This window comes from Bradyrhizobium sp. USDA 4503, from assembly GCF_054055815.1.
This window is the reverse complement of record NZ_JBSRXS010000001.1, coordinates 2,429,312-2,455,452: the sequence shown is the minus strand read 5'-3', so window position 1 is coordinate 2,455,452 and position 26,141 is coordinate 2,429,312. Positions and strand designations below refer to the sequence as shown.

Below are 26,141 nucleotides of genomic sequence, written 5' to 3'. Positions count from 1 at the left end.
TCGCGGCAACACTTCCGTCGGCTGACCATTATAGGTATCACACTCAATGCCGACCCATGCCGCCCGCAACACGCGCAGCACCTACCATCATGGAGATCTCCGCGATGCCCTGGTAAAAGCCGCGATGCAGGCAGCGGAGCGCGGCGGCCCCGAAGCCATCAACATCAGCGCACTCTCCAAGAAGCTCGGCGTATCACAGCCGGCTCCTTACCGGCACTTTGCCGACCGTGAGGCACTGCTCCAAGCAGTGACCGCCGAAGCCTTTCGTCAGTTCAACGCGTTGATGCGCGAGGCCATTGCAGGCGCCTCGCCGCGTTCAAAGCTGTCACGCTTCGCGCGGGCTGCCCTCGACTTCGGCCTGCAACGTCACGGCATCTACCGATTGATGTTTGCGTGCCGTACCATGGCCTGCGCGCCGGAGGACAACGAGCTGCATCAGGCATCGCGCGAGACATTCGACCTGCTTCTCGAAGCGCTGGAGTCGCCTGCGGCCGGACGTTCGCGCGAGCGACATGCGTTGCAGATCTGGGCTGCACTGCACGGCGTCGTGATGCTCGACGAGCAGGGCCTGCTCGCCGGCAGAGCCGCTCACGTCATGCGCGAAGAGCTTCTCGACGACTTCGTTGCGCAGGTCAAATCGGCCTGCCGTTCGCCGTCGAAGCGGCGGGAAAGACCGGCTAGAACTCGCCACCTCTAGAGGGAGCTACTGCCGCGGAATCATCGAGCTAGCTTGTTCTCGGGCAACGTCAGTTGCTGCCGATCATCGAGAGGTGCCGTGAGTCTGCTGACTTAGCCGCCGTCTTGTGAACCGATTGCGGTAGGCTGTTGGGCTGAAACCCGTGTTGCGTCTGAAGGCACGGCAAAAATTCGCTGAGTTAGAGAACTGCAGCCGATTTGCGATGTTGTCGATGCTTTCCTGTTCGCATGATAGCAACTCGCGGGCACGGTCTAGGCGAAGCCCGCTGAGATATTGATACGGTGTCTGTCCTGTAGCGACCTTGAAGGCTCGTACAAAATGATAGCGGCTCAGGCACGCTGTCTTTGCAATATCTGCCAGTGATGGCCTCTCCTCGATGCTGCCGTTGAGGAAATCCAGTACTCGCGTTAAGCGTGCCGAATCCAATCCGCGCATTGAATTTCTGCCGGAGCCGCCAGTCATATTCGCGCGCTGGATCCGGCGCGAGATTCGGGCGATGAGCGCATCTTTGAGTGTGTCGAGAAGTAACTCTCCGCCTCCTGTTTCTTCAAGAAGTTCCTCGGCGATCGCTGCTCCGATCTGCGCAACGAGCGGGTCGGGGATTCCACCCAGATACGGCCAGTCAGCGAATGTGTCCGCGGCAATTTGGTTCGACGTCTCTGGTCCATATGTTATGTAGAGGTGAAGTATTTTGACGTTGCCAGCCTTTGATTGCAGGTAGTCATGTCCCTGCCTTGGCGTCGAAGCGCTGGATGCTGCTGTTGCCTCGCCGATCAATCCGAGCGCAGCCGTCTATGACGATAGCAACTTCCGTGACGGATTGAACGAAGGCGTCAATAGCGGACGGTCGATGAACGCGGAGTTCGGCGTAACCTCCGCGCCAGAGTCGGCTAGCAGTAGTCGCCAGCGGCACGTTGCCGGCGGCGTCGTATTTGTCACCGAGATTCGAGCTGTTCGATGGTGAGGTCATTTCATCCATCAATACGCCGGCAGCGCGTTGCTGCGCAGGCTCCGGATTGAAGATTACGCAATGGGGAACAGAAAGACAGCAACGCGAGAATACTGCAAGGGTGCTACGCTGAGTAGAGTGGCTTCGAACCTGCTCCCGTGTTTGGCGGGACGGTCGAAAAATAAATCAAACGTACGGGAAACGCCAATGCCTTTTCTGAATCTGCCGTTCCATCGCCTGCGCTACGAAGACACTCAGTCAAATAAGCCAGCGCTCATTTTCTGCCATGGCTTCGGCATGCGAGCCGAGATGTTTGCATCGCAGCTTGCGGAGTTTTCCGCGTCGCACCGCGTCATCACTTGGGATCAGCGAGGACATGGCGAAAGCCCAGCCGGCCACGCCTTCACCCTTTGGGATTCGGCAAAGGATCTGCTGGCGCTGATGGATCATCTTGGAATTGACCAGGCTGCTATCGTTGGCGCGAGCCAGGGAGGGTTCGTTGGGTTGCGGACGGCGCTGCTGGCACCTCGGCGGGCAGCGGCGATAGCAGTATTCGGCTCATCGGCGGACGCCGAGAGCGAAGCAACCAAAGCGGCCTACTATCCGCTGTTTCGGGAATTCAGGGCTTCAACCATTTTCGATCCGCCAGACGCGGTTATCGAAACCATGGCCGCTATCTGTTTTGGCGGTGAGTTTGATGGAGCGGTCTGGAAACGAACATGGCAGGCTTGGAACAAAGATCAGTTTGAGTTGGCGTTCAATGCGCTGATTGGACGGGATAGCATCGCTGAGCAGATCGGCGCTGTGCGCTGTCCGACACTTGTCATGCATGGGACCAAGGACGTCGCTTTCTCGGTCGACATCGGGCAGCGTATTGCCCAAAGAATTCCGGATGCCGAATTTGTCGCAGTGGAGGGCGGGCAACACTTCCTGAGCCTAACCGACTCCGATGCGGTCAACTCCACGCTGCGGAGTTTCCTCATACGTCACTCAGGCCGCTGATCCTGAGCTGCTGTTGCTGACGTTGCTGACGTTCAGCATATTGGCCAGCTGACGCAGATAAGTGCAGCTGGGTCAGGCCTACGGCCATCAAGGTAGTTGGTGGTCGTTCATCGTTCAGTGGGCATCAATGGCGTTGCCAGCATCAATGCTTGCGGACCCGTCAATCTTAAAGCAGCGGGCATTTGTCCGCTGCAGCCCACGAGCGTGGATTGTTAGAACGAAACCGGCCGTTCCTCGGGGCAAGGGATGATCAGAACCACTGGCGGGTTTTTGCGGTTAGAGTTGGCGGCTCCAAGCATCCCGCTCGTTACCACCGCTCGCCTGCATTATCGGTCCGCTCGAGGGCATCCACGATGACAGGCGTTGTCCGAGGGCACTCCAGACGGCCCCCGAAAGCCTTGGCCTCAAAGGAATGGACCGTCCAGGACGACGCAGCCCTGAAGCGCGTGGGGGTTCGCGGGGCGCGACTGGGCCGTGATAGCAGCTGCCCCAAGACGAAGCATCGCGGCGGTGCGATCCGGGGCTCATGCACTCGGCTTTCCGGCCGGCAGAATTGGCAGTAGGCGAGGCTGGGAGCCAGCTCTGACAAGAATGAACGGCTTGGATCAGAGCAAGTTCTACCGATCTTCGCTGGATACAATCCCGGCATCGCGCTCAAGTGCGGGACTTTCGCCGGCCGGGCGGCAGGTCGGTGGCGATTGTCGCCCCTGAGGCGGACCATGAAGATTCGTCCCGCAAGCCTGTGGGCGCGTGGCGCATCGCTAAGCGGGATTACGGTCGCCCGTCGAACCGAACGCGAGCTATGAGGTCGAATCGTGCTGAAGGCGCGTGGTTAGATCGCCGATAAGCGACGTCACGAAGGTGTTTTCGTAAGCGGATATCCGGTTGAAGCTAATCGGTCCGCCGGCCCGAACGAGGAGACCACCGTGGGTGACGGCGGCATCACTGGTGCCGTCCTGAGGTTTTGTCTGCAGCTCGCCGAAAGCGCCTTCGAGCTGAGCGGTCGTTGACGCATCCAGCTCTCGATTCGCCTGCATTGCGACGAGTAGCGCTTGGTAAGCGCTTTTAGGATCGCCACCTGAACCGGTTTCCTCCGTGGCAGTGAAGGTCCCGTTGGTCTCGCCAATGTAACTCTTGTAGGTCAGCGTGTCGGTCGCGGTGCCATCGCCGTTGACCTGCCGATTGATCATGAGTTCGAAGGCATTTCCATAGGCTCCGGTCGTGAGCATGTTCGGGTCGTTCGGGTTCTTGCCTTTGCCCGCGCCGGTGGGGTCAGAGCCCGCAGTCCAATTGGCTGGAACGGTATAACTTACACGGGTCATGTCCTGTTGCCTTCCGAGACTTCAATTTGCACGGCGTATCGAGCAATTCGCATGCCAATGAGCAGGGGGCTGATGTACCTCGATTTTTCGTTCGGCGATGCGCGCTCGGTCCGCTGCTGGCGCTCCACCGTGGAAAAAATTGCCGGGCGAAGTATTTCCACCGGCAAGCTTAACCATCATGTCCGCTGTTGCCGGACGACATCGTAGCAGCAGGTGGCGAACCGATCGGCCTGGCGAACACTCGCTTTACTTGGTCCACCTCCAAGTCGTGTGGTCCTGTAATCCAGCATTTTTTGTTCGCCCGCGCCAAATAAAATGGTTGAAAAATCAATCTCTTGCGCAATTGCGTCAGCGCGCCGGCGAAAGCCGGCCAAAGGCCGGGCCCGAATGGGCCCTAGATCATTCATACTCGTGTGCGTCCCTCACTCCGGCAATCCGGCTTGCCTAAGCGCGCCGTTCATCTTCTCGATGTATTCGGGCTGGAAGCAGTACATGCGGTAGAAGCTGTCCGCCTCGTGGATGCTAAAGTCTGGCCTAAGCTTTAATAGCTTTGCTACTTCCGCTTTGGCCTCGTCGATCCGACCGAGAAACGGTAGGGCATATGCCTGATCGAGATGACTCAGCCAAAATCCTTCAAGGTAGCCGTGCCGAAAATCCTCGACCGATTGTTCGTATTCGCCTCTCCACCAATGGCGTTTGGCCGGCGCATACCACCAAGCAAACGAAGCACTTGGGCCTGCTAGTCGGATGCCCTTTTCAGCCATTGCTGCGCCTTCATCCCAGTCGCCCATAAATGCAAGCTGGTTGCCCAGAGCTCCAAGCGACCGAGCGTCGTTCGGATTGAGCGCGATAGCTTTCCGAGCCTCTTGTCTGTAGAGATCGAGTTGACACTTGGTACTAATTGCAAGGGCGTAGGCCCTTCGGACGTATGCATCATCCGGCGCAAGCTCCACCGCGCGCGCGGCGGTACGCACAATCTCCTCATTCAAATAAAGCCGCTTGTCCGAGTGGTTGACTTGGTCCATCGGCAAGCCAGCCGCGAGAAACCTCTGCATATAAAGTCCGACCGAACGTGCAGCTAATGCAAGCGCATTGTTCGGCTGCTGATCTGTCAGTTGTTTCGAGCATTCCAAGCCCTTGAGAACCACCGCCGACGAGCCGGTCGCGCCCGCTGTTAGCGCGTAGACGATACATTCATATGGGCCGAACTCAGCGACATCCTTGTGTTGCAGTTTCGCGAAATCTGCGCTCATGATTGGCCCGGGATAGCCTCCAATCTGAGCAGCGGCGACATCTCCGATTTCATAGGCATCGGTCTCCGTTTGCACTCCCTGGGCGCTCGCGTCGAAAGACCTCGACCATAGCTCCGAGCCGGTTTTCAAATCGGCAATCTGAATGTTGGCACGTGCTCCGTCGCCTGAAGGACGAACCTCGCCGGTCACAAGATAGTCAATTCCGGCCTTCCGGGCCGCCTCGATTGTGTTTCCGTCCTTCGATAGGTTGGCGGACAGCGCGCGGGGAGTAACACGTAACGTGCTGAACTTACCAAGAGAGGACGCAACCTGTTGCGTCACGATGTCGGCGAAGGGATCGAGGGCCGTCGCCTTGGCCGGGTTCGCAAAGGGCAGTACCGCAACTGCCGGTCCTTTGGTGACAATCAACGACGGTGACTGCGCAGGCGCCGAGGCGTCGCTGCGTGTATGACTGTATAGGACGTCCCACGCGCGCCAATAGCCGGCGAGCCCTCCGGCAACGGCACCGACCGCAGCGATTGACGCAAGGATCGTCCCGAACTTCTTAAAATGCTGTCGCGTGCGAGCAACGACTGAGATGGATATGCCCGCGCTCAATTTCGGGGCATTTGCGGACTGATCTGCACCGTCCATCGTCCTCCCCCAAATCCCATCAGGGTATCGACGGTGGATTAGGCTGTCCAGATAGATGGCGATCTAGATTGGTATGCCCGCAGTGCAGCGTGGCCCGTAGGTTTACGGGGAAGCTTTCAGGCTCAACCGTCGCCGTGCGGCGCCTGGTTCGCTCAAACCGAATGCAAGGCGCGCTTATCAGTCTGCTGCGTCTCGGCGCCGCCCTTTGCCCCGCCCTCGGCGCGGATCGAATTCTTCCGTGGTGCCTAACGTTACGCGAGTGGCCGTCGAGGTCGGTCCGGCTTGAGGGTGCGACGGGCACCGGAGGCGCCCACCCATCGGCTACATGGACTTGGTTCGCCCGCGCTTAATCTCGCCGTACATGTCAATCTGCCACGACGGTCGGCCCTCTCGTTGAAAGCGGTGCCAAAGCCATATGTGGCGTCACCTTCGATTCGTTCGCCGATCACCTAGCAATGTTCAGATTCAGTCTCTAATGGCGAATTCGACCTCTCTAAGTATTTCATCAAATGAACCGCCCTCCATGATTTGCTCATCAAACCGGAATTCCGCGTGAGAGATAAATTCCTTTTCTGCATGTTTGATGAGAAGCCCAGAAATGCGGCGAGCAAGTAGCTCATCAGCACAAAGTTGCAGTGGGACAATACGCTTTTGGGCTTCTCTGCCTGGCAGTGTCACAAAGCAAACTCGCGGCGTCAGGGGCGTGATCAAACGCAATCCATCGCCTAAATCACGGTACACGCAGAATGTGTCCGGTAGGACAAATAATGGCAGAGAGGCCTTCACGAGTGCCCACCGGCTCCACGTAACCGGGTGCGCTAACTGATGATATATGTCGTTATTTGAGTAGAGCGTCTCGTACGCCTTCCGCATCATCTCACGGTCGATGTGGCCGAGCTCGATCCGCTCTGTAGAGAGGGTGTGGTGCAAGCCCTTGATGAAGGTTGGATTGCGCAAAATCTGAATGATCAGAAATCCAACAAGTGCATTGCGCTGCGGCTCATTCAACGGCTTCCACTCAAGAAGCATCTGGATCGGCGTCTTTGCATCGCCTTCAAGCAATCCAAAATAGGCCTCAAGCCGATCGCTGTAGAGGTTGGACTGATAACCCCATTTTCCGAAGCTGCGAGATGCCGACGACCAGCCATCATTGACGCGTCGCCATCGCAGGACCTGTCCGTCAATTGCCCAATAGTCACGGATGAACGAGCGAGGGATAAAATGATTCTTCTCTACTCTCTTTACTGCAAGTTTGCCGATGCGGGGGGTTGCCTCGCGTTCCAACGCCTTTTTCGATTTTGGCCTCCAACGCTCTACCACTCGCTTACGCCAAACGTGCTCATAGGCCAACTGAGCAGTGCCGCTGATAGCTGCCGCTCCTTGCGGTCCCAGGCACTCTTCACGTTCCCGCTCGATATCCACTACAGTTGGATCACGGTTCGACAATCGCTTTTCGGCCACGCGATGTCCGATCCAAAGGGAAAGCTTTGCAAGCTCCAACACCATCTCTTCGCGAAGATTAATATGAAGAGGCTCTGCGTCGGTGCCGGCGAGGTCCATCACTTCGCTAACAATACGATGCACGACCTCGTCCCAGACTTCCGCAAGTGGGTCGATCACCTCAAGGGCCGCTCCTGGGAAGAGCTTTTGAACAGCGGCCCGGGTTAGCGGCGGATAGACCGGCTTAAATGGAATTTTGGGCTGTGGCTCCGTTGGGGATGTCATGATCATCCAATTATATCAACGTCGAGGATTTTCTAAACCCGTAGTTGAGGAAAGAGCCCTTGGGAATGGACGCTCGGTGATCAGGCAGCGACGTTCAGCTCTGTGTCAGACCGCTTCATTGGCGTGGTGGTGCTAATGATCCGCCGTAATTCCGTGGCGACGCCATCGAGTACCGCACGCTTCTCCTGCATGCGCGCGCGCTATGAACGTAGACCCGGCCGGTGACGCTGGGCACGACGGCCTCGGTCTTCTTCACCGCGGCATGGTCGAGGCACTTGGCAATGGCGGCGTCTTCAAAGCCGAGATCGTCGGCCAAGGTCGCAGCTGTCCGGCGCAGGTCGTGTGGCGTGAATGGCTTGAGGCCGAGCAGCGCGCAAATGCCGGGCGTCTTGACCTTGCCCTTGGCCTTGGGGCCGCGTAGCGCGGTCGCCATTGCCGTGCGGTTCATCGGCTGATCGCCGAGCGGACTGGCAAAGACGTATTGCTTGTTCGAGCCTCTAAGGGCCTCCTTAATGATCTCGACCGCCAAGTCAGACAGGGGCTGCTGGATCACCCGCCGCTTCTTCACCCGCTTCAACGGCACGTCAAAGCGGGGGAACTCTCCGTCGAGATCGAACAATTCGTCGCGGCTGGCGCCCAGCAGTTCGCCGGATCGCAGCATGGTGACCAACTCGAACTTGAGTGCGAGGCAGGTCCGGCGATGCCAAGGCATGTCATCCCGGTCGAGGTCGTGCCACAAGGTCCTGATCTCATCCTCGGACAGGACCCGCGTGCCCGGATGCTCCGGATCGAGCTTCGGCAGGTTGACGCAGGGGCTGGTGGTCACGTAGTCGCGGCCCGCTTCCGCCGCCCAGTTGAACAGGCCTGAAGCGGCACGCCGCATGTGGCGGGCATTGGCGATCGACGGCTTATCCAAGCTACTTTGCGACCTTGATCGCAAGCCGGCGCTTCTCACCTGTATGAAGGTCACATGACCAGGCATGACTGCGGATCGTTGTGATCATGCGTGAGATGTGATCGATCGCATCGATGCCAGGCATCCATTGCAGTCCGATAGTTCGCTTCGCCTCGAAATCGCGGATCGGAACGCCCACCACACCCGGCATGTGAAAGAGTGCCGGCATCAACGCCACCCCAAGGCCGGCAGCGACCAGCGCCAGCGCGCGGTCGTCCTGATCGGTTCGGTAGACGACCTTGGTCTTGATCGCGCGCGCAACCAACAGATCGGTGGTTGCCCTGAACGTCTCGCAACCGGTCCGCAAAATGAAGCGCTCTCCGTGCAGATCGGCGAGCCTGATGGATCGGTCTTTAGCGAAAGGGTGGTCGGCTGGGGCCATGCACACGTAAGGCTCGACAAAAAGCGGCAGCGTCTCCGTGGGCTCGCCCGCTGCCAAGCTGGTGAGGGTTAGATGCAATTTCTTTTGCGAAAGTCGCTGCTGCAGCTCTTCGCGGGTTCCCTCGATCAGCTCTACGCCTACATCGCCACTGCTCCTGCCAAACGCTGCCATAACGGCGGCGACATGGACAGTTGGGAGCGTGCGAAGGGCACCGACGCGGATGGTCTCGGTCCCACCGAGATTCTTCAGCTCGGACTTGATATGCGCACAAGCCGATAGAACCTCCCGTCCAAAGCGCAGCAGCTTCTCGCCTGCCGACGTCAGGGTCACCTGGCCCTGACGCCGGTGCAGCAACTGTTGCCCGAGCTCCTCCTCGAGTTTGCCGATCGATGCCGAAATCGCGGGCTGCGATACAGTCGCGCGCACCGCTGCCTTGGTGAAACTTCCGGTCTCGGCGACCGCAACGAATTGTCTGATTTGGTAGAGTTCCATGGCCATAAACAGCATCTATAGGAAGGATAAGTACAAACGATTTCATTTATACTTGAGGGGCCGATAGGTTCGCAACGTCAAAAGCATCGGAGCGCGTCGACGCTGCCGAAGACGGGGAGGACACATGGCTTTGGCAGAAGACGCAATACCCGCTTCACTAGCTATCGAGGTGGGCGCAGGCAGGGACGTTCCGGCGGTCGTCGCCCGCATCGAACGCGCGAGGAAAGCTCTCGTCAGGCCGCTGTTCGCTTTTTCAACGGCGTTCTACCTGATCGGGCTCTTGGTGCTGGCCTATCTTCCTGACGTCGTCGCGTTCCAAGTCTTCGGCTCGATCAACGTGGCCTACCTTCTGGCGCTTGCTCAGTTCATCATGACCTTTGCAGTGGCCTATATCTATGCGCGGCGAGCCAATCGGCTGATCGATCCAATGGTCGAAGCCGCGTTCGAGGCCGTTGCCAATGCCCGTAAGTCAGGTGTGGTGCTATGATCGCGTCCGCGCAGGGGCAGTGGCTCACTTCTATCTTCTTCCTTCTCTTCATCGCGGTCAGTCTTGGTCTCACCTTCTGGTCGATCCGGAGGTCGCAGAGCGCGTCGGGCTTCTACGTGGCCGGCCGCAACCTGACCGGTTGGCAGAACGGGTTAGCCCTGTCTGGCGATTACATGTCGGCTGCATCCTTTCTGGGCATCGCTGGTCTTGTGTCGCTGTTCGGGTTCGATGGACTACTCTATTCGTTCGGTTTCATCGTCGGGTGGATCTTGATTGTTCTTCTCGTCGCCGAGCCGCTGCGTAACTCCGGCAAATATACGCTCTCAGACGTGATGGCGTACCGTCTCCGGCCGCGGCCTGTCCGCGCCGCGGCGGCGGTGTCGTCCGTGACGATCAGCCTGTTCCATCTGTTGGGCCAGCTTGTCGGCGCGAGCGCCATCGTTTCGCTGCTGCTCCCGATCGATGCCAGTACGTCGATCATCGTGATCGGTTGCCTGATGATCAGCTATGTGCTGTTTGGCGGCATGGTGGCGACAACCTACGTTCAGATCGTCAAGGCCATTCTCGTCTTCGCGGCAACGTGTTTCCTCACCTTCCTGCTGCTGAGCCGCTTCGATTTCAGCGTCAGTTCACTGTTGTCCGCAGCCGCGTCCGCGAGCGGCAAGGGAGAGGCGTTTCTGTCGCCAGGACTCTATTTCACGAACAAGCTCGATCTGATCTCGCTCGGCGTCGGCCTGGTGCTCGGCACGGCAGGCCTGCCACACATCATGATGCGCTTCTATACGGTGCAGGCCGCGAAGGATGCGCGGGCGTCGGCAAATTGGGTAATCGCAGTCGTGGGCGTCTACCTCGTCATGACGACCGTGCTCGGATTTGGCGCCGCCGCGATCGTTGGTCACGACAAGATCGTGGCAGCGAGCAAGGCGGGCAACAGTGCCGCGCCGCTGCTCGCGCTCTACCTCGGCGGCGGAAGCGGGACGTTTGGCGGCGAGATGCTGGTCGCCTTCATCTCGGCGGTCACCTTTGCGACGATTCTCGCCGTCGTCGCCGGCCTCCTGATCGCGGCTGCTTCCAACGTCTCGCATGATCTCTACACTCACGTTCTAAAGGCTGGCGTGAGCAATGAGAAGAACGAAGTCGTCGCGGCACGGGTCGCGACGGTGGCCGTAGGCGTCATCGCAATCGGTCTTGCGCTCTACGCCAAGACCCTCAACGTCGCCTTTTTGGTTGGACTTGCCTATGCCGTGGCCGGCAGCGCCAACCTGCCTGTGATCCTCTATTCGCTCTACTGGCGTCGTTTCAATACGGTTGGCGCCATGTCGGCCTTGACGGTCGGGTTGACTTCGTCGGTTGGCCTCGTGCTCGTCAGCCCCGCTGTGATTGGCGCGAAGGGATTGATCATGACCGATCTTCAGCCGCTGATCAGCCTGACCAATCCCGGGATTATCAGCATTCCGCTGGGTTTCCTGGCCGGGTGGTTGGGCACGGTGCTGACCGCGCGAGAGCCGAGCAGTGAAGACAGTTTCGTCAGCCTGAAAGTGCGCGCGCTGACGGGATACGGTGCCGAAGTCAGCACCAAAGCGCATTGACCCAGAGGCGACAGGAGACCGCAAGTGCCGATCATTACATGTGACATCCGCAATGGCCGAACCAAGGAACAAAAGCATCAACTCGCCAAGCAACTCACCGAGGCGATCGTGGAAGCGACCGGGTGCGGGATCGAGAATGTCTTCCTGGTGATGCGTGAGATGCCGGGCTTCAATTTTGTCGACGCCGGCGAGCATGTCCCGGATTACGTGCCGGGCCCGGACGGAATGGATCTCGCCGGATACGAGCAGATCAAGAGCCGCAAGGAGCGGGGGCAGCACAGCTGACGCCGGGCCGACGTAAGACCTACAACCATCTTGGACGACATAAAGCAGGAGACCACAATGCCTTTCATCTCATGTGACCTGGAAACAGGTTTGACGGACGCCGAAAAGCGCGCGCTGGTGACGAAGATCACCGAGATCACGCACCGCTGTATCGGCTCGGCGATGGAGCACATCAACGTCGTTTTGCGGGAGCATCCCGCGAGCAATATCGGAGAAGCCGGGCAGGTCGGCCGGGCGTTGATCTCTGGCCGCAAGAAAGGTGCTGGATCGAAGGCTGCCTAGGCTTGCGAGCCCGGACATCGGTCTAATGGACGACGAATGGCTCGCACCCGGTTGCGGGCCATTTCCATATCCAGGCGGCGGCACCACAGCAGCGCAGGCCAAGGTCCTGACCGGCTCCTGCGCCGTGTCCTGGTGGGGCCGATACGGAATCGGTCGATCTTTGGTGGATAAGGCCGACAATCACGCACACACACTCTCTCTCTCGCTTACATCAGCTCGGCCGGCAGTATCGCAACGTCGAGATGCGGCTCATGGATGGTCAAAGCATCAGTCCTGGGAGGGCGGCCTACGCCATGAGGGGCGTTCTCAATTACGTGGGTCGAATGGTGCCCAGCTTGTGAAGCGGCGTCGACCTCATCAGACAGCTGGAGCAACGTCGAGAATCATGGCGCGCTTCGACGCGGAAGACAGGGGGCTGTTCGCGAAGATCGGCCGATCCGAATGGTCGTCGTCTGCCGGAGCGCTCGAGGGACGTGCGTCAGTAGACCCGGTCGGAAGATGATTGCGCCATTCTCAAGGTGACTTGCTATGACGTGTGAGCCGCCCGCGGCTTGAAGCCGTGAGAGGGATGGTCGGAAGCTCGTCTCGAAATCGTACCGCTATGAAATGCGCGACTAACACGGTCCCGGCAAGGTACGAGTTGCGTAGGCGATCGAAGCGTCAAGGGCGTCTGAGAGAGTTCCCGAGGCGGCAAACGCGGGCGAGCGGCAGGCATCGTGCGACAGCACGCACATTTGATTTGGAATTTTTCGTGTGTACCTCTGCTGCGGATTGCTGTTCACATTCTGCAGCTGGCTGCTGTCACATAACGATGATGTGGGGAAGGATGTACGTTAATGAGCGATGAGTTACACCGCGGCAACGGAAGCAACCGGCCGTTGTTGTTTCAACCACTCAAAATCCGTGGGCTCGAGCTCAAGAATCGTCTCGCTGTGCCGTCGATGGTTCAATTTCGAGCAGAACAGCCTGGCAACACGTGTGGCGATTTTCACATTGCGCATCTCGGCCGTTTTGCTCTGGGCGGCTTCGGTCTTGTATTCGTCGAGGTAACGGCCGTCGAGGAGCAGGGGCTGAACAGCGAGCATGACCTCGGGCTTTGGAGCGACGCGCAGGTGGAATGCTTCAGGCGGCTGACGACATTCTTGAAGCGTGAAAACACCGCTTCTGCAATTCAGCTCAGCCATGGTGGCCGAAAGTCCGCGACCCATAAGGCGCAGCGGGGGTTTGGGCCGGTGACCGAGGAGGATGCAAAAGCTGGTCACAAGCGCTGGCTGCCCGTCGCGCCGGCGGCCATTCCGGTGGGGGAAGGTTGGCAGGTGCCACGACAACTCACCGTCGACGAATGCAAGGCGCTGGTCGGCACGTTCGTTGCCGCGGCCAAGCGGGCGGTCGCGGCCGGATTCGATGTGATCGAAATTCTCATGGCGCATGGCTATTTGCTGGCTTCGTTCGTCTCGCCAATCAGCAACACGCGCGACGACGAGTACGGTGGTGATCGCGCAGGGCGTATGCGCCTGCCGCTGGAGATCGTCGAGGCCGTGCGGCGTGAGATTCCAGACTCGATGCCGCTATTTGTTCGCGTCTCGGCACTCGACGGCGCTCCCAACGGCTGGGATATGGATGACACCGTTGTCCTTGCGCGGGAACTCAAGATCCGCGGTGTCGATGTTGTCAGCATCTCATCTGGCGGCATGACCCAATATGGTGGAGCGGCAAGTTCGACAGTGCCGCGGAGCCTTGGATTCCACGTCCCCTATGCCGAACGTGTTCGCAAAGAAGCCGAAGTCCCGACAATGGTTGCGGGTATTATCCTGGAGGCGCAGCAGGCTGAAGCGATCCTGCAGAACGGACAGGCCGACATCATTGGAGTCGCTCGGCAGGCGCTTCTCAACCCCAACGTCGCACACCATTGGGGACATGATCTCGGGATCAACGCCGAGTTCGAGGATTGGCCCTATGAGCATGGCTGGTGGCTGGAAAGACGGAAGCACACGATGAAGGACTTCGCAGGGCCTCGTGGGGAGATCCTACACCGCGCGCAGACCTAAACGAGTTCAATAAGAGTGTCGACGTAGAAGCCGCCAAGCGGACCGTTAGCGCTCGGCACGCCAAACATGCGTCGCAAAAGAAAAGGCACTCCTCATGAACAACGAAAACGCGCCGTTGGATGACGTCGAGTCGACGTATAAGACGTGGAATTGCCTGCTATGCGGCTTTGTCTACAGCGAGCGAGACGGCTGGCCTGATGAGGGCATTGCGCCTGGGACCCGCTGGCAGGACGTTCCCGAGGATTGGGTGTGCCCCGATTGTGGAGCCTCGAAGAGTGATTTCGTGATGGTCGAGATTTGAACCAAGTCGTTATTGATCCTGAACGCTTGCGACAGGCCGCATGCTCTCCAACTTACGCTCGATGGAGTTCCTATGTACGTCCCATCAATGTTTGCTGAAAATCGTACCGAGGTGCTTCACGAACTGATCGGGGAGTATCCGCTCGGCATTCTCATTACTCACGGCAAGGGAAGGGTTGACGCGAACCATATCCCGTTCGACCTCAACAAAGATCAAGGACCGTTCGGTGGGCTGCACGCCCACGTGGCACGAGCAAATCCACTCTGTCAGGATATTAGTACGGGTGACGAGGTTCTAGTCGTCTTCCGGGCGGCCAATGCCTACATCTCGCCCGGATGGTATCCGAGCAAGATTGAGACCGCAAAAGAAGTGCCGACTTGGAATTTTCGGGTTGCTCACGCTTACGGACGCGTAACGATTCATGACAACGACCGCTACTGTCGTGGTCTGGTTGCCCGGCTGACACGAACCCACGAGACTGGACGGGCCAAGCCCTGGAAGATGACGGACAGTCCAAAGGAGTTCATCGATAGTATGCTGAAAGAGATGGTGGGGCTTGAGATCGAAATCACCCGCCTCATCGGCAAGTCGAAGGTCGGTCAGAATAAAGCGTTGAGGGACGTCATCGGGGCAAGTCGCGCGCTCAAGGCGCAGGGTGATGACGAGGTAGCCGACGCAATGTTGTCCTACGCGAGCCAGCGGATCGAGCAGAGCTGACGTCGACCCGAAAGCGGTCGCCGACAACAACCTCACAGTGGATGCAGGTGTTCAAAGTCCGCTCATTGGGTTTGAGACGGAGAACTACCGTCGCGCGCTATAGTCGTATTGGGGCAGCTCTCCGGTTGCCGAGTGACGGAAGATCTCGTCTCGCGCGCGTGCGGACACGGCTGACAGTTGTGAGTCGAAGTCAGTGCGGGTCGCGACACACGATCCGAGATGTCCACCTAAGGAGGACGACCCAGTGCTGATCCGCGATGCTTGCTGTCGGGCCGATCCGGATTTGATCCAGCAGGCTGTAATCTACGACGTCGAGCGGCTTCTTGGCTGGACCGCGACCATCAACGACATGGCCACCGCTTGTGCCATCGAGCGAGCTGCCTGATCTCTTCCCAAACTAATAGAGGAACGTCATGCCTATTGAAATGATCACTCCGCCCAATCCGCCGCCGCTCGCCCTTTATTCGGCTGCCACCAAGGCTGGTGGCTTCATCTACGTATCTGGCACGGTGGCAAGTGGCCCGAAGGGTGAGGTGCTGGCAGTGGGTGATGCCCGCGAGCAGGCTCGCCTAGTCATCGAATCCATCAAGGCGACCATCGAAGCCGGAGGTGGTACGTTGAAGAGCGTCGTGTTCAACCAGATCTTCCTGAAGGATCTAAAGGACTACACAGCTTTCAATGAGGTCTATCGCGAATACTGGACCGACCATCGTCCGGCCCGTTATTGTATTCAGGCCGAGCTGGTCCGGCCGGAATTCCTCGTCGAGATAGCGACCACGGCGTACGTCGGACCATGAGCTTGGCGGCTGCCGAAGCAACGGAGCTCGTGGTCGAAGGAGCAGCGTTCGAAAACCTCTTCTGCGGAAGCTGGCGGTCATGGGCTTCGTTCCTCGAGGCGGCCGTACTTGTTCGATCATATCCTCCGGATCGGCGGACCCCTGCTGTCGTGGAAAGTCGCCACCAGGAATGTGCAGCCCCAGGACCTTGAGGTGCTCGCTCTTGATCCGGACACCGGCGCCGTGATCCAGGACCAGGCAAGCCAGCACCAACATGAGAAAAGAACAGGTGACATGGGGTATTCCTGTGTGTTCGCAGCGGAATTGAATCGATGACAAAGGGACCGGTCGTGATCGCCGGCGCCGGCCATGCGGGCTTTCAGCTCGCGGCTGCGTTGCGCCAGAATGGCTTCGCCGAACGTATCACGCTCCTGAATGACGAAGACCACCTGCCGTATCAACGGCCGCCACTATCGAAAGCCTATCTCAAAGGGACCGGCGGACCGCATACGCTGATGTTCCGGCAGGAAAACTTCTACCGCGACCAGCACATCGATCTCATTGCCGATCGCGCCACCTCGATCGATCGGGCCGCACGTAAGGTCGCGCTCGCGTCTGGCCGCTCGCTGGACTACGGCCACATCGTGCTGGCGACGGGCGCGCGCAACCGGCTGCTGGATATTCCGAACGCCAACATCGACGGCGTGCGCTACCTGCGGACGCTCGAAGAAGGCGAAGCGCTGCGGCACCGCGTCGCGTCCGGTCAGCGTGTCGTCGTCATCGGCGCAGGCTTCATCGGGCTGGAATTCGCTGCCACCGCGCGGGCCAAGGGGCTCGACGTCGACGTGGTCGAACTCGGCACGCGGGTGATGGCACGGGCGGTGACCGCGGAAATCTCCGAATTCTTCCAGGGACGGCACGCCGCCGCCGGCATTCATATTCATCTCGGCGTGCAGCTCGCCAGCATCGACGCCGACCAGGGCAGAGCCACCGGCGTCAGCCTCAGCGACGGCCGGCGTCTGCCGGCGGATTTGGTCGTGATCGGCGTCGGCGTGCTGCCCAACGTGGAGCTCGCGGTTGAAGCGGGACTTCCGGTCGCGGCCGGGATCATTGTCGACAGGCATCTTGCGACCGCCGATCCGAACATTTCGGCAATCGGCGATTGCGCGCTGTATCCGAGCCAACGGTTCGGCGGTTCGATTCGGCTGGAGTCGGTGCAGAACGCGACCGATCACGCACGTTGCGTCGCGGCGCTGCTGACCGGAACTGCCAAGCCCTATGATGACGTGCCGTGGTTCTGGAGCGAACAGGGGGCGGACAAACTGCAAATGGTCGGACTGACCGCCGGCTGCGACCAGGTTGTGGTCCGCGGCGATCTCGCCTCGGGGGCCTTCTCGACGTTCTGCTACAAAGACAGGACGCTGCTCGGCGTCGAATCCGTCAACCGTGCCGGCGACCATTTGACGGCCCGACGCTTGCTGGCGGCCAATCGGTCGATCACGCCGGCGCAGGCGGCTGACATCAGCTTTGATCTGAAGAGCGCGCTGAGCTGAGACAGGATAGCGCCGCAAGCTCTGCGGCCGGCGGCGTCGCATGCGCGGCGTCCGTCCGCGTCATGCGGATCGCTGCCGCTGCACTGGCCGCAGTCAGCGTGGCGCGGATGGCCATGACATTGACGCGCAGCGCGGCGAGCAGACCAACACTGTACCGGAGGGATCGTCGGCCTTCGCCGCGCGCTGCTGGCGATCGTGGAGCCGGTCGTCGATCAGCGTCAGTACGCCGAAGGTGGTGAGACGCAAGGCCCGGCGGTGTGCTCACATTTTAGGCCTGTCCGCCTAATGCGTTCGCGATTTTCGTGCACGCCAGAATTGGAATGATTCACATATTTGACTTCACGCGATCGTGTTAGCTCAGGGGCTGGGGGGCTCGCGTAGCTTGCGTCGGATCGGCCAGTGGTCGCGCGCGATGGGACTCGCTGCGACGACTCAATGGGGGATGTTTGTTTGGTCGATGAGTGCATTCTTGAGGCCCGTGGATTGACCAAGGAGTTCACGGGCTTTCACGCCGTTCGCGATGTTTCTCTGAAGGTGCGCCGCGGTTCTATTCACGCGCTGATCGGTCCGAACGGGGCCGGCAAGACCACGTGCTTCAATCTCCTGACCAAGTTCCTGCAGCCGACGGCCGGGCAGATCCTCTACCGGGGACAGGATATCACCGCGATGAAGCCGGCGGACGTCGCGCGGCTCGGGCTCGTCCGCTCGTTCCAGATCTCGGCGGTGTTTCCGCATCTGACGGCGCTGGAGAACGTACGGGTCGCGCTGCAGCGTCAGCACGGTTCGTCGTTCGATTTCTGGCGGTCCAAATCGGCTCTCGACCGCTTCAATCCGAAGGCGCAGGAGTTGCTCGCCGATGTCGGCCTGAGCGAATTTGCCGACACGCCAGCGGTGGAAATGCCCTACGGCCGCAAGCGGGCGCTGGAGATCGCGACCACGCTCGCGCTCGATCCGGAGATGATGCTGCTGGACGAGCCTATGGCCGGCATGGGCCATGAGGACATCGACAAGATCGCGGCGTTGATCAAGCGCATCTCGGCGAAATACACCATCCTGATGGTCGAGCATAATCTAAGCGTGGTCGCCGAACTTTCCGACATCATCACCGTGTTGACCCGCGGGCAGGTGCTCGCAGAAGGCCAATATTGCGAACTCACCAAGGATCCGCGCGTCAAGGAAGCCTATCTTGGAGCCGGCCATGGTTGAGGTGAGGACGGCGGCCAAGCCTGACGCGCAGGCGAGCGGCGCCCAGGTGTTGTCGGTGAACGATCTGCAGGCCTGGTACGGCGAGTCGCACGTCCTGCACGGCATCAACTTCCATGTGAACGAGGGCGAGGTGGTCACGCTGCTCGGGCGCAACGGCGCCGGCAAGACCACCACGCTGAAGTCGGTAATGGGCATCATCGGCAGGCGTTCCGGCTCGGTGCGGTTCAAGGGCAGGGAGCTCGCGCAGGCGTCGTCCGACGCCATCGCGCGGCTCGGCGTCGCGCTGTGCCCGGAGGAGCGCGGCATCTTCGCAAGCCTCGACGTGCGCGAAAACCTTCTGCTGCCGCCGATCGTCGCCCCTGGCGGGCTCTCGCTCCCCCAGATCTTCGAGCTGTTTCCCAATCTCAAGGAGCGGCTCACCAGCCAGGGCACCAAGCTCTCCGGCGGCGAGCAGCAGATGCTGGCGATCGCGCGGATCCTGCGTACCGGCGCGCGCTTCCTGATGCTGGACGAGCCGACCGAAGGGCTAGCGCCCGTCATCATCCAGCAGATCGGCCACACCATCGCGCGGCTGAAGAAGGAAGGCTTCACGATCCTACTGGTCGAGCAGAACTTCCGTTTCGCAGCCACCGTTGCCGATCGCTACTACGTGATCGAACACGGCAAGATGATCGACGGCTTCGCCAATTCCGAGCTCGAGGCCAACATGGACAAGCTCCACAGCTATCTCGGTGTCTGAAATCGAAATGCATTCATTAAAGGAGTTAGAATGAAACGGCTCTCCGCACTTCTGCTCGGCGCGGCACTTTCGGTCGCGGCTGCGACCGACGCCTTCGCGCAGGACAAGACCGTCAAGATCGGCGTGCTGACCGACCTTTCCGGCCTGTATTCCGATCTCGGCGGCGCCGGCTCTATCGTCGCCGCGCAGATGGCAATCGAGGATTCCGGCATGGCCGCGAAGGGCTGGAAGATCGGACTGATCTCGGCCGATCACCAGAACAAGCCTGACATCGCCACCAGCATCGCGCGGCAGTGGATCGACGTCGAGAAGGTCGACATCCTGATGGACGTGCTGAACTCGGGCGTCGGCCTTGCGGTCAACAACGTCGTGAGGGAGAAGAACTCCATCATGATCAATACCGGCGCTGGGACGTCGGACCTCACCAACGCGCAGTGCACGCCGAACACGATCCACTGGGTCTACGATACCTTCATGCTCGCCAACAACACCGGCCAGGCGCTGGTGAAGGCCGGCGGCGACACCTGGTACTTTCTCACCGCCGACTACAATTTCGGCCACACTCTAGAGCGCGACACCACCGCCGTGGTGCTCGCCAATGGCGGCAAGGTGGTGGGCGGCGTCAAGCATCCGCTCAACACCCCGGATTTCTCCTCCTTCCTGCTGCAGGCGCAGGCGTCCAAGGCCAAGGTCATCGGCCTTGCCAACGCCGGCGGCGACACCACCAACGCGATCAAGCAGGCGGCTGAATTCGGTATTGTCGCCGGCGGCCAGAAGCTCGCCGGGCTCTTGCTCTTCATCACCGACGTGCACTCGCTCGGCCTGAAGGTCGCGCAGGGGCTGTACCTGACCGAGACCTTCTACTGGGATCTCAACGACGGCACCCGCGCCTTTTCCAAGCGGTTCTCCGAACGCATGAAGACCAAGGCGATGCCCTCGATGGCCCAGGCCGGTGTCTATTCCGGCCTGATCCACTATTTCAAGGCGCTCGACGCGATGGGCGCCAACCCGCACGACGGCACCAAGGTGGTGGCCAAGATGAAGGAGCTGCCGACCGACGATCCGCTGTTCGGCGAGGGCAGCATCCGTGCCGACGGCCGCAAGCTGCACCCGGCCTATCTGTTCGAGGTCAAGAAGCCCGAGGAATCCAAGGGGCCGTGGGATTATTACAAGCTGATCGGCACCACGCCTGCCGACCAGGCCTTCCTGCCGCTGTCGAAGAGCACCTGTGCGCTGGTCAAGAAGTAACAAGTGAAGGGCGGTTCGCCGGCTCGCAGCCGGCGAACCGTGCTCCACGGACGAGGTTGCGTCCGCACCAACGAGTTGGCGAAAGATCGATCGATGCAAGCCCTCTACGCACAGCTTCTGGTGGGACTGATCAACGGCTCGTTCTACGCGCTGCTCAGCCTCGGCCTCGCCGTGATCTTCGGCATGCTCAACATCATCAACTTTGCGCATGGCGCGCTCTACATGATGGGAGCGTTCTGTGCCTACTTCCTGCTGGGCCTGTGCGGCATCGGCTACTGGTGGGCGCTGATCATCGCGCCGATCGCGGTCGGCATTTTCGGCATGATTTTGGAGCGCACCCTGCTGCAATGGCTGACCGGGCTCGACCATCTCTATGGCCTGTTGCTGACCTTTGGCATCGCGCTGATCGTGCAAGGCATCTTTCAGAACTATTTCGGCTCGTCAGGGCTGCCCTATGCGATTCCGGACTATCCGCAGGTCGGCGGCTGGCATGGCCTGCAGGGCGGCATCAATCTCGGCTTCATGTTCCTGCCGATCTACCGCGGCTGGGTGGTGATCTTCTCGCTCGCGGTGTGTCTTGCGACCTGGTACCTGATCGAGAAGACGCAGCTCGGCGCCTTCCTGCGCGCCGCCACCGAAAATCCCACCCTGGTTCGCGCCTTCGGCGTCAACGTGCCGCGCATGATCACGTTGACCTACGGGCTCGGCGTCGGCCTGGCTGCGCTTGCCGGCGTGTTGGCGGCGCCGATCAACCAGGTCCGGCCGCTGATGGGGGCGGATCTCCTCATCGTGGTGTTCGCGGTGGTGGTGATCGGCGGCATGGGTTCGATCATGGGCTCGATCGTCACCGGCTTTGCGCTCGGCGTGATCGAGGGACTGACCAAATATTTCTACCCCGAGGCCTCCAACACCGTGGTCTTCGTTCTGATGGTGCTGGTCCTGCTGGTCAAGCCGACGGGATTGACGGGAAGGGCGATCTAACATGACGACGTTGACCGACGATACCCCACCGATCGCACCGCGCGTGGTGCGCGAGGAGATGATCGTATTTGTCGCGATGGCAGGGGCGCTCGCCATGGTGCCGTGGAGCGGCATCTACCCGTTCTTCGTGATGCAGGCGTTGTGTTTCGCGCTGCTGGCCTGCGCGTTCAACCTGCTGATCGGCTTCGGCGGCCTGTTGTCGTTCGGCCACGCGATGTTCCTGGGGACGGCGGGCTATGTCACGGCGCATCTCTTCAAGGTCGGAATGATCTCCGTTCCATGTTGGGGTGGCCATTGGATCGTCATCCCGCTGCAGCCCTTGTCGCCGGAACTCAGCATCATCGGCGGGATGCTTGCCGCGGCCGTGCTGGCGTTGATCACCGGTTACATTTCGATCCGCCGCCAGGGCATCTACTTCTCGATGATCACGCTCGCACTGTCGCAGCTACTCTACTTTGTCTACCTGCAGACGCCGTTCACCCACGGTGAGGACGGCATCCAGGGCATTCAGCAGGGCATCCTGTTCGGATGCATCGATCTCTCCAAGCCGACGGTCCTGTATTACGTCGTGCTCGTCGGCTTCCTCGGAGGATTCCTGCTGATCTTCCGCAGCATCAATTCGCCGTTCGGCGAAGTGTTGAAGGCGATCCGCGAGAACGAGCCGCGCGCGATCTCGCTCGGCTACAAGACCGACCAATACAAGCTGCTGGCCTTCATCCTGTCCGGTACGCTCGCAGGTCTTGCCGGATCGCTGAAAGTGTTCGTGGTGCAGAATGCCTCGCTCACTGACGCGCATTGGACGATGTCCGGCGAAATCGTGCTGATGACGCTGGTCGGCGGTCTCGGCACCATCTTCGGGCCGGTGTTCGGAGCTTTCATCATCGTCGCCATGCAGCAATATCTCGCCGATTTCGGTCAATGGGTCTTGGTGATCCAGGGCGTCATCTTCGTTTCCTGCGTGCTGGCGTTCCGGCGCGGCATCGTCGGCGAGATCGGCCATTTCCTGCGACAGTCGCTATGAGGACCGTTCTCTCGATGAATTGGACTTCGATGGCGACGAAGGGCCGACGACGCGGGGGCCGTTATCAATCGTCGATCCGGTCCGAAAAAGGCTGCGGCTGGGCGATCGTGGCGGCCAGAGCCGGCGAAGCAGGCGCGGCCGCAGGTGTGAGGGCATGACTGACGCATTGCAACGCTTCCGCCTCGAGGGCCGCGTCGTCCTCGTCACCGGCGCCTCCAGCGGGCTTGGTCGCCACTTTGCGCATCTCCTGGCCGGCGTCGGTGCGCGGGTTGCGCTCGCGGCGCGGCGCGTCGACCTGCTGCAGGCTTTGGTCGAGAGCATCACCTCGGCCGGCGGCGAAGCGAGGGCGCTGGCGCTTGACGTGACCGATAGCGCCAGCGTGCGTCATTGTTTCGATGAGCTGGCGAGCTGGGGAGCGCCCGACGTGGTGGTGAACAATGTCGGCGTCACCACGACTCGTGCGCTGCTGGAACAGACCGAAGACGATTTCGACGCCGTGATCGAGACCAACCTGAAAGGGTGCTGGCTGGTGACCAATGAGGCTGCGCGGCGCATGGTGGCTGCGGGGCGCGGCGGCAGCATCGTGAACATCGCCTCCATCCTGGGCGAGCGCGTGGCCGGTGGGGTGGCCCCCTATGCGATCTCGAAGGCTGGCGTGGTGCAGGCCACCAAGGCCGCCGCCCTTGAGCTCGCCCGCTATCGCATCCGCGTCAATGCGCTGCTCCCAGGCTATGTGATCACTGACCTCAATCGGGCCTTTTTGACCAGCACGGCCGGAGAGAAGCTGCGTGCGCGCATTCCAAGCCGCCGCTTCGGCGAGCTGGCCGACCTGGATGGCCCGTTGCTGCTGCTCGCCTCCGATGCGGGCGCTGCGATGTCGGGTACGACCGTCGCTGTCGATGGCGGACATCTGGTGAGTTCCCTGTGAACATGTCCCAGGCCGCTCGGCAAATCGACGCGCTCACTGGTTTTTTGCGGAAACGGGGCCTGACCGGCAACGAGCCGCATTTGCTCTCCGCTTTGTCGGGCGGGCAGTCGAACCCGACCTTCCGCCTCGAGGCCGGCAGCCGCCAATATGTGGTGCGCAAGAAGCCGCCAGGACAGCTCATCGCCTCGGCTCACGCCATCGACCGCGAGTATCGCGTGATGGAGGCGCTGCAAGCCAGCGGCGTTCCGGTGCCGCGCCTGTTTGCCTATTGCGAGGACGCAACGATCATCGGCACGCCGTTCTACGTCATGGAGTTTCTGGAAGGGCGCGTGCTGGGCGATCAGTCGCTGCCGGGTATGGCGGCGCCGGAGCGAGGCGCCATCTACCAGGAGATGGGCCGGGTGATCGCGGCGCTGCACGGCGTGGACCATGAGGCCGTGGGGCTTGCGAGCTTCGGCCGGCCCGGCAACTACTTCGCACGGCAGATCAGTCGATGGTCACGACAATGCCAGGACGCGGCCCTGCCGGTGAACGAGGCCATGCACCGGCTCATGGCTTGGCTGCCCGAACAGATTCCGGCCGGCGATGAAACCACCCTGGTGCATGGTGACTACCGGCTCGACAATCTGGTGTTTCACCCGAGCGAGCCGCGCGTGATCGGCGTTCTGGACTGGGAGCTGTCGACCCTCGGTCACCCGCTGGCGGACTTTTCGTACCACTGCATGTCCTGGACGATCCCGCCGCGCTTGTGGCGCGGCATCGCCGGGCTTGATCTGGCGACGCTGGGCATTCCGACCGAAGCGGAGTACGTGGCGATGTACAGCGATGCCACCGGCCGCGATCCAACGGAGCACTGGCACTTCTATCTGGCCTACAACCTGTTCCGCATGGCGGCGATTTTGTACGGCATCGCGCAGCGCTCGGCCGATGGCAACGCTGCCGCCGCCGACGCGACGGAAACCGGTCGCAAGGCCGGCCCATTGGCCGAACTCGGCTGGCAGTGCGCTATGCGCCATGCAGGCCGGAGCAACTGATACATCTGCAGGATCCATCATGAACAAGCTATATCCCTCCGCCGACGCGGCGTTGAACGACCTGGTGGCCGATGGGCAGCTGTTGGCCGTCGGCGGCTTCGGGCTGTGCGGCATCCCAGAGGCGCTGATCGATGCGCTGATGCGCACCGGCGCCAAATATCTGACGGTCATCTCCAACAACGCCGGCGTGGATGATTTCGGGCTCGGCAAGCTGCTCAGAACAGGGCAGATCAAGAAGATGATCGCGTCTTACGTCGGCGAGAACAAGGAGTTCGAACGGCAGTACCTGGCCGGCGAGCTCGAGTTGGAGTTCACCCCGCAAGGCACGCTCGCAGAGAAGCTGCGGGCCGGAGGCGCCGGCATCCCGGCCTTCTTCACGCGGACCGGAGTCGGCACCGTGGTGGCCGAAGGCAAGGAGCTGCGCGAGTTCAACGACAAGACATATGTGATGGAGCTGTCGCTGGTTCCGCAGGTGTCCCTGGTCAAGGCATGGAAGGCCGATCGATCCGGCAACCTGGTGTTTCGGCGCACTGCGCGCAATTTCAACCCGGCGGTGGCGATGGCAGGCCAGGTTACTGTGGCTGAGGTCGAGGAGATCGTGGAGAACGGTTCGCTCGACCCCGATGCGATCCACCTGCCGGGCATCTACATCCACCGCCTCGTGCTTCATCCGAGCCCCGAGAAGCGGATCGAGCGTCGTACCGTGACGACCGCGCAAGGAGCTTGACCATGGCCTGGACCCACTCACAGATGGCGGCGCGCGCGGCGTGTGAGCTGCGCGATGGCTACTACGTCAACCTCGGCATCGGGCTTCCCACGGCCGTTGCCAACTTTGTCAGCCCCGACATCGAAGTCTGGCTGCAGAGCGAGAACGGCATGCTCGGAATCGGACCGTACCCGCCAGAGGAGCAGGTCGACCCGGACATCATCAACGCGGGCAAGGAAACGGTCACCACCATACCCGGCACCAGCATCTTCGGTTCACATGATAGCTTCGCCATGGTCCGCGGCGGCAAGATCAACTTGTCGATCCTGGGCGCCCTGCAGGTCAGTGAACAAGGTGACCTCGCCAACTGGATGATCCCGGGCAAGATGGTCAAGGGCATGGGCGGCGCGATGGATCTCGTCGCCGGGGTAGGCAGGGTCATCGTCCTGATGGAGCATGTTGCTCGCCGCAAGGACGGCGGCTGGGAAGCCAAGCTTGTCCGCGAATGCAGCTTACCGCTGACAGGCAGGAGCGTGGTGGATCGCATCATCACGGACCTTGCGGTGATCGACGTCACGCCGGCAGGCCTTAGCCTAGTGGAACTGGCTCCGTCCGTCACCCAGGAAGAGGTGCAGGGAAAGACCGGCGCCACGCTGCTCTAGAACGGAGCGCCCGCAACTGGGCCGTCGCAAGACGGGTCATTGCGCTCCCAACGGCTATCGCGGTTCCAAGGCTGTTTGCGGATCCGCTCGAGGCCTCGAGACTGCTCGCCGTTACAGTCTTAGTTAGGAGAACATTTGGGCCAATGGGATAGCGCGTATGATCTGGGG

Annotated in this window: 27 protein-coding genes and 1 pseudogene; 22 read left to right on the top strand and 6 right to left on the bottom strand. The window is 60.7% G+C overall.

Annotated features, from left to right (window positions below):
- Positions 1–46: 46 nt before the first annotated feature.
- Complete coding sequence (locus tag ACVMIH_RS12010; RefSeq protein WP_456861917.1) at positions 47–697, top strand: TetR/AcrR family transcriptional regulator; 651 nt, start codon at positions 47–49, stop codon at positions 695–697.
- Positions 698–760: 63 nt separating this feature from the next.
- Here the strand turns inward: ACVMIH_RS12010 and ACVMIH_RS12005 are convergent, their stop codons facing one another.
- Positions 761–1,474 carry a helix-turn-helix domain-containing protein gene (locus tag ACVMIH_RS12005; protein ID WP_456861915.1) on the bottom strand — a complete coding sequence of 238 codons (714 nt, stop codon included), beginning with the start codon at positions 1,472–1,474 and terminating at the stop codon, positions 761–763.
- A gap of 388 nt (positions 1,475–1,862) precedes the next feature.
- On the opposite strand from ACVMIH_RS12005, the gene ACVMIH_RS12000 reads away from it, so the two are divergent.
- Positions 1,863–2,648 carry an alpha/beta fold hydrolase gene (locus tag ACVMIH_RS12000; protein ID WP_456866452.1) on the top strand — a complete coding sequence of 262 codons (786 nt, stop codon included), beginning with the start codon at positions 1,863–1,865 and terminating at the stop codon, positions 2,646–2,648.
- A gap of 800 nt (positions 2,649–3,448) precedes the next feature.
- Here ACVMIH_RS12000 and ACVMIH_RS11995 read toward each other — a convergent pair.
- The 5 genes from ACVMIH_RS11995 to ACVMIH_RS11975 all read right to left on the bottom strand — a co-directional run bounded on the left by ACVMIH_RS11995 (position 3,449) and on the right by ACVMIH_RS11975 (position 9,416).
- Entirely contained in the window at positions 3,449–3,970 is a 522-nt protein-coding gene (locus ACVMIH_RS11995; RefSeq protein WP_456861913.1) for a hypothetical protein, read from the bottom strand.
- 422 nt (positions 3,971–4,392) lie between these two features.
- The gene (locus tag ACVMIH_RS11990) at positions 4,393–5,856 is read right to left on the bottom strand and encodes a tetratricopeptide repeat protein (protein ID WP_456861911.1); all 1,464 of its coding nucleotides are present in this window, start codon (positions 5,854–5,856) and stop codon (positions 4,393–4,395) included.
- Between the two features lie 465 nt (positions 5,857–6,321).
- Positions 6,322–7,587 carry a DUF4238 domain-containing protein gene (locus ACVMIH_RS11985; RefSeq protein ID WP_456861909.1) on the bottom strand — a complete coding sequence of 422 codons (1,266 nt, stop codon included), beginning with the start codon at positions 7,585–7,587 and terminating at the stop codon, positions 6,322–6,324.
- Positions 7,588–7,696: 109 nt separating this feature from the next.
- Positions 7,697–8,464, bottom strand: a complete 768-nt coding sequence (locus ACVMIH_RS11980; RefSeq protein ID WP_456861907.1) for a tyrosine-type recombinase/integrase — start codon at positions 8,462–8,464, stop codon at positions 7,697–7,699.
- A 34-nt stretch (positions 8,465–8,498) separates the two neighbouring features.
- Positions 8,499–9,416: a LysR family transcriptional regulator gene (locus tag ACVMIH_RS11975; RefSeq protein WP_456861905.1), complete on the bottom strand. Its 918-nt coding sequence runs from the start codon at positions 9,414–9,416 to the stop codon at positions 8,499–8,501.
- A gap of 118 nt (positions 9,417–9,534) precedes the next feature.
- On the opposite strand from ACVMIH_RS11975, the gene ACVMIH_RS11970 reads away from it, so the two are divergent.
- The 20 genes and pseudogenes from ACVMIH_RS11970 (at position 9,535) to ACVMIH_RS11875 (ending at position 25,973) form a co-directional block, all read left to right on the top strand.
- A complete protein-coding gene (locus tag ACVMIH_RS11970; RefSeq protein WP_456861903.1) occupies positions 9,535–9,897 on the top strand; it encodes a DUF485 domain-containing protein in 363 nt (120 codons plus the stop codon).
- A complete protein-coding gene (locus tag ACVMIH_RS11965) occupies positions 9,894–11,486 on the top strand; it encodes a solute symporter family protein (protein WP_456861901.1) in 1,593 nt (530 codons plus the stop codon). The genes ACVMIH_RS11970 and ACVMIH_RS11965 overlap by 4 nt, the downstream gene beginning before the upstream one ends.
- Before the next feature lie 21 nt (positions 11,487–11,507).
- A pseudogene (locus tag ACVMIH_RS11960) lies at positions 11,508–11,771 on the top strand (tautomerase family protein); the annotation flags it as partial.
- A 57-nt stretch (positions 11,772–11,828) separates the two neighbouring features.
- Positions 11,829–12,053, top strand: coding sequence for a tautomerase family protein (locus ACVMIH_RS11955; RefSeq protein ID WP_456827648.1), 225 nt, complete (start codon positions 11,829–11,831; stop codon positions 12,051–12,053).
- Positions 12,054–12,889: 836 nt separating this feature from the next.
- Positions 12,890–14,101: an oxidoreductase gene (locus ACVMIH_RS11950; RefSeq protein ID WP_456861899.1), complete on the top strand. Its 1,212-nt coding sequence runs from the start codon at positions 12,890–12,892 to the stop codon at positions 14,099–14,101.
- A gap of 94 nt (positions 14,102–14,195) precedes the next feature.
- On the top strand, positions 14,196–14,402 hold the full coding sequence (locus ACVMIH_RS11945) for a rubredoxin (protein ID WP_456861897.1): 207 nt from the start codon (positions 14,196–14,198) through the stop codon (positions 14,400–14,402).
- Between the two features lie 72 nt (positions 14,403–14,474).
- Positions 14,475–15,119 carry an FMN-binding negative transcriptional regulator gene (locus ACVMIH_RS11940; protein ID WP_456861895.1) on the top strand — a complete coding sequence of 215 codons (645 nt, stop codon included), beginning with the start codon at positions 14,475–14,477 and terminating at the stop codon, positions 15,117–15,119.
- A gap of 244 nt (positions 15,120–15,363) precedes the next feature.
- Positions 15,364–15,504, top strand: a complete 141-nt coding sequence (locus ACVMIH_RS11935) for a hypothetical protein (RefSeq protein WP_456861893.1) — start codon at positions 15,364–15,366, stop codon at positions 15,502–15,504.
- Positions 15,505–15,532: 28 nt separating this feature from the next.
- The gene (locus ACVMIH_RS11930; RefSeq protein WP_456861891.1) at positions 15,533–15,916 is read left to right on the top strand and encodes a Rid family hydrolase; all 384 of its coding nucleotides are present in this window, start codon (positions 15,533–15,535) and stop codon (positions 15,914–15,916) included.
- 108 nt (positions 15,917–16,024) lie between these two features.
- A complete protein-coding gene (locus ACVMIH_RS11925; protein WP_456861889.1) occupies positions 16,025–16,231 on the top strand; it encodes a hypothetical protein in 207 nt (68 codons plus the stop codon).
- Complete coding sequence (locus ACVMIH_RS11920; RefSeq protein ID WP_456861887.1) at positions 16,228–17,448, top strand: NAD(P)/FAD-dependent oxidoreductase; 1,221 nt, start codon at positions 16,228–16,230, stop codon at positions 17,446–17,448. Before ACVMIH_RS11925 ends, ACVMIH_RS11920 begins: the two co-directional genes overlap by 4 nt.
- 450 nt (positions 17,449–17,898) lie before the next feature.
- Positions 17,899–18,654: an ABC transporter ATP-binding protein gene (locus ACVMIH_RS11915; RefSeq protein WP_456861885.1), complete on the top strand. Its 756-nt coding sequence runs from the start codon at positions 17,899–17,901 to the stop codon at positions 18,652–18,654.
- The gene (locus ACVMIH_RS11910) at positions 18,647–19,393 is read left to right on the top strand and encodes an ABC transporter ATP-binding protein (RefSeq protein WP_456861883.1); all 747 of its coding nucleotides are present in this window, start codon (positions 18,647–18,649) and stop codon (positions 19,391–19,393) included. The genes ACVMIH_RS11915 and ACVMIH_RS11910 overlap by 8 nt, the downstream gene beginning before the upstream one ends.
- 30 nt (positions 19,394–19,423) lie before the next feature.
- Positions 19,424–20,641, top strand: coding sequence for an ABC transporter substrate-binding protein (locus ACVMIH_RS11905; protein ID WP_456861881.1), 1,218 nt, complete (start codon positions 19,424–19,426; stop codon positions 20,639–20,641).
- Between the two features lie 93 nt (positions 20,642–20,734).
- Positions 20,735–21,622: a branched-chain amino acid ABC transporter permease gene (locus ACVMIH_RS11900; RefSeq protein WP_456861879.1), complete on the top strand. Its 888-nt coding sequence runs from the start codon at positions 20,735–20,737 to the stop codon at positions 21,620–21,622.
- A 1-nt stretch (position 21,623) separates the two neighbouring features.
- The gene (locus tag ACVMIH_RS11895; RefSeq protein ID WP_456861877.1) at positions 21,624–22,643 is read left to right on the top strand and encodes a branched-chain amino acid ABC transporter permease; all 1,020 of its coding nucleotides are present in this window, start codon (positions 21,624–21,626) and stop codon (positions 22,641–22,643) included.
- A gap of 154 nt (positions 22,644–22,797) precedes the next feature.
- A complete protein-coding gene (locus tag ACVMIH_RS11890) occupies positions 22,798–23,571 on the top strand; it encodes an SDR family NAD(P)-dependent oxidoreductase (RefSeq protein ID WP_456861875.1) in 774 nt (257 codons plus the stop codon).
- 2 nt (positions 23,572–23,573) lie between these two features.
- Positions 23,574–24,605 (top strand): phosphotransferase, encoded by a 1,032-nt coding sequence (locus ACVMIH_RS11885; protein ID WP_456866450.1) that lies wholly within the window; start codon positions 23,574–23,576, stop codon positions 24,603–24,605.
- Positions 24,606–24,624: 19 nt separating this feature from the next.
- Entirely contained in the window at positions 24,625–25,332 is a 708-nt protein-coding gene (locus tag ACVMIH_RS11880; RefSeq protein WP_456861873.1) for a CoA transferase subunit A, read from the top strand.
- Positions 25,333–25,334: 2 nt separating this feature from the next.
- Positions 25,335–25,973, top strand: a complete 639-nt coding sequence (locus tag ACVMIH_RS11875; RefSeq protein WP_456861871.1) for a 3-oxoacid CoA-transferase subunit B — start codon at positions 25,335–25,337, stop codon at positions 25,971–25,973.
- Positions 25,974–26,141 lie beyond the last annotated feature (168 nt).

Excerpts from the sequence above, each read along its gene's own strand:
- ACVMIH_RS12010 (WP_456861917.1), top strand. The coding sequence starts at position 47 with ATGCCGACCCATGCCGCCCGCAACACGCGCAGCACCTACCATCATGGA.
- ACVMIH_RS11995 (WP_456861913.1), bottom strand. The coding sequence starts at position 3,970 with ATGACCCGTGTAAGTTATACCGTTCCAGCCAATTGGACTGCGGGCTCT.
- ACVMIH_RS11990 (WP_456861911.1), bottom strand. The coding sequence starts at position 5,856 with ATGGACGGTGCAGATCAGTCCGCAAATGCCCCGAAATTGAGCGCGGGC.
- ACVMIH_RS11985 (WP_456861909.1), bottom strand. The coding sequence starts at position 7,587 with ATGATCATGACATCCCCAACGGAGCCACAGCCCAAAATTCCATTTAAG.
- ACVMIH_RS11980 (WP_456861907.1), bottom strand. The coding sequence starts at position 8,464 with ATGCGGCGTGCCGCTTCAGGCCTGTTCAACTGGGCGGCGGAAGCGGGC.
- ACVMIH_RS11975 (WP_456861905.1), bottom strand. The coding sequence starts at position 9,416 with ATGGCCATGGAACTCTACCAAATCAGACAATTCGTTGCGGTCGCCGAG.
- ACVMIH_RS11970 (WP_456861903.1), top strand. The coding sequence starts at position 9,535 with ATGGCTTTGGCAGAAGACGCAATACCCGCTTCACTAGCTATCGAGGTG.
- ACVMIH_RS11965 (WP_456861901.1), top strand. The coding sequence starts at position 9,894 with ATGATCGCGTCCGCGCAGGGGCAGTGGCTCACTTCTATCTTCTTCCTT.
- ACVMIH_RS11955 (WP_456827648.1), top strand. The coding sequence starts at position 11,829 with ATGCCTTTCATCTCATGTGACCTGGAAACAGGTTTGACGGACGCCGAA.
- ACVMIH_RS11950 (WP_456861899.1), top strand. The coding sequence starts at position 12,890 with ATGAGCGATGAGTTACACCGCGGCAACGGAAGCAACCGGCCGTTGTTG.
- ACVMIH_RS11945 (WP_456861897.1), top strand. The coding sequence starts at position 14,196 with ATGAACAACGAAAACGCGCCGTTGGATGACGTCGAGTCGACGTATAAG.
- ACVMIH_RS11940 (WP_456861895.1), top strand. The coding sequence starts at position 14,475 with ATGTACGTCCCATCAATGTTTGCTGAAAATCGTACCGAGGTGCTTCAC.
- ACVMIH_RS11930 (WP_456861891.1), top strand. The coding sequence starts at position 15,533 with ATGCCTATTGAAATGATCACTCCGCCCAATCCGCCGCCGCTCGCCCTT.
- ACVMIH_RS11920 (WP_456861887.1), top strand. The coding sequence starts at position 16,228 with ATGACAAAGGGACCGGTCGTGATCGCCGGCGCCGGCCATGCGGGCTTT.
- ACVMIH_RS11910 (WP_456861883.1), top strand. The coding sequence starts at position 18,647 with ATGGTTGAGGTGAGGACGGCGGCCAAGCCTGACGCGCAGGCGAGCGGC.
- ACVMIH_RS11905 (WP_456861881.1), top strand. The coding sequence starts at position 19,424 with ATGAAACGGCTCTCCGCACTTCTGCTCGGCGCGGCACTTTCGGTCGCG.
- ACVMIH_RS11900 (WP_456861879.1), top strand. The coding sequence starts at position 20,735 with ATGCAAGCCCTCTACGCACAGCTTCTGGTGGGACTGATCAACGGCTCG.
- ACVMIH_RS11895 (WP_456861877.1), top strand. The coding sequence starts at position 21,624 with ATGACGACGTTGACCGACGATACCCCACCGATCGCACCGCGCGTGGTG.
- ACVMIH_RS11890 (WP_456861875.1), top strand. The coding sequence starts at position 22,798 with ATGACTGACGCATTGCAACGCTTCCGCCTCGAGGGCCGCGTCGTCCTC.
- ACVMIH_RS11885 (WP_456866450.1), top strand. The coding sequence starts at position 23,574 with ATGTCCCAGGCCGCTCGGCAAATCGACGCGCTCACTGGTTTTTTGCGG.
- ACVMIH_RS11880 (WP_456861873.1), top strand. The coding sequence starts at position 24,625 with ATGAACAAGCTATATCCCTCCGCCGACGCGGCGTTGAACGACCTGGTG.
- ACVMIH_RS11875 (WP_456861871.1), top strand. The coding sequence starts at position 25,335 with ATGGCCTGGACCCACTCACAGATGGCGGCGCGCGCGGCGTGTGAGCTG.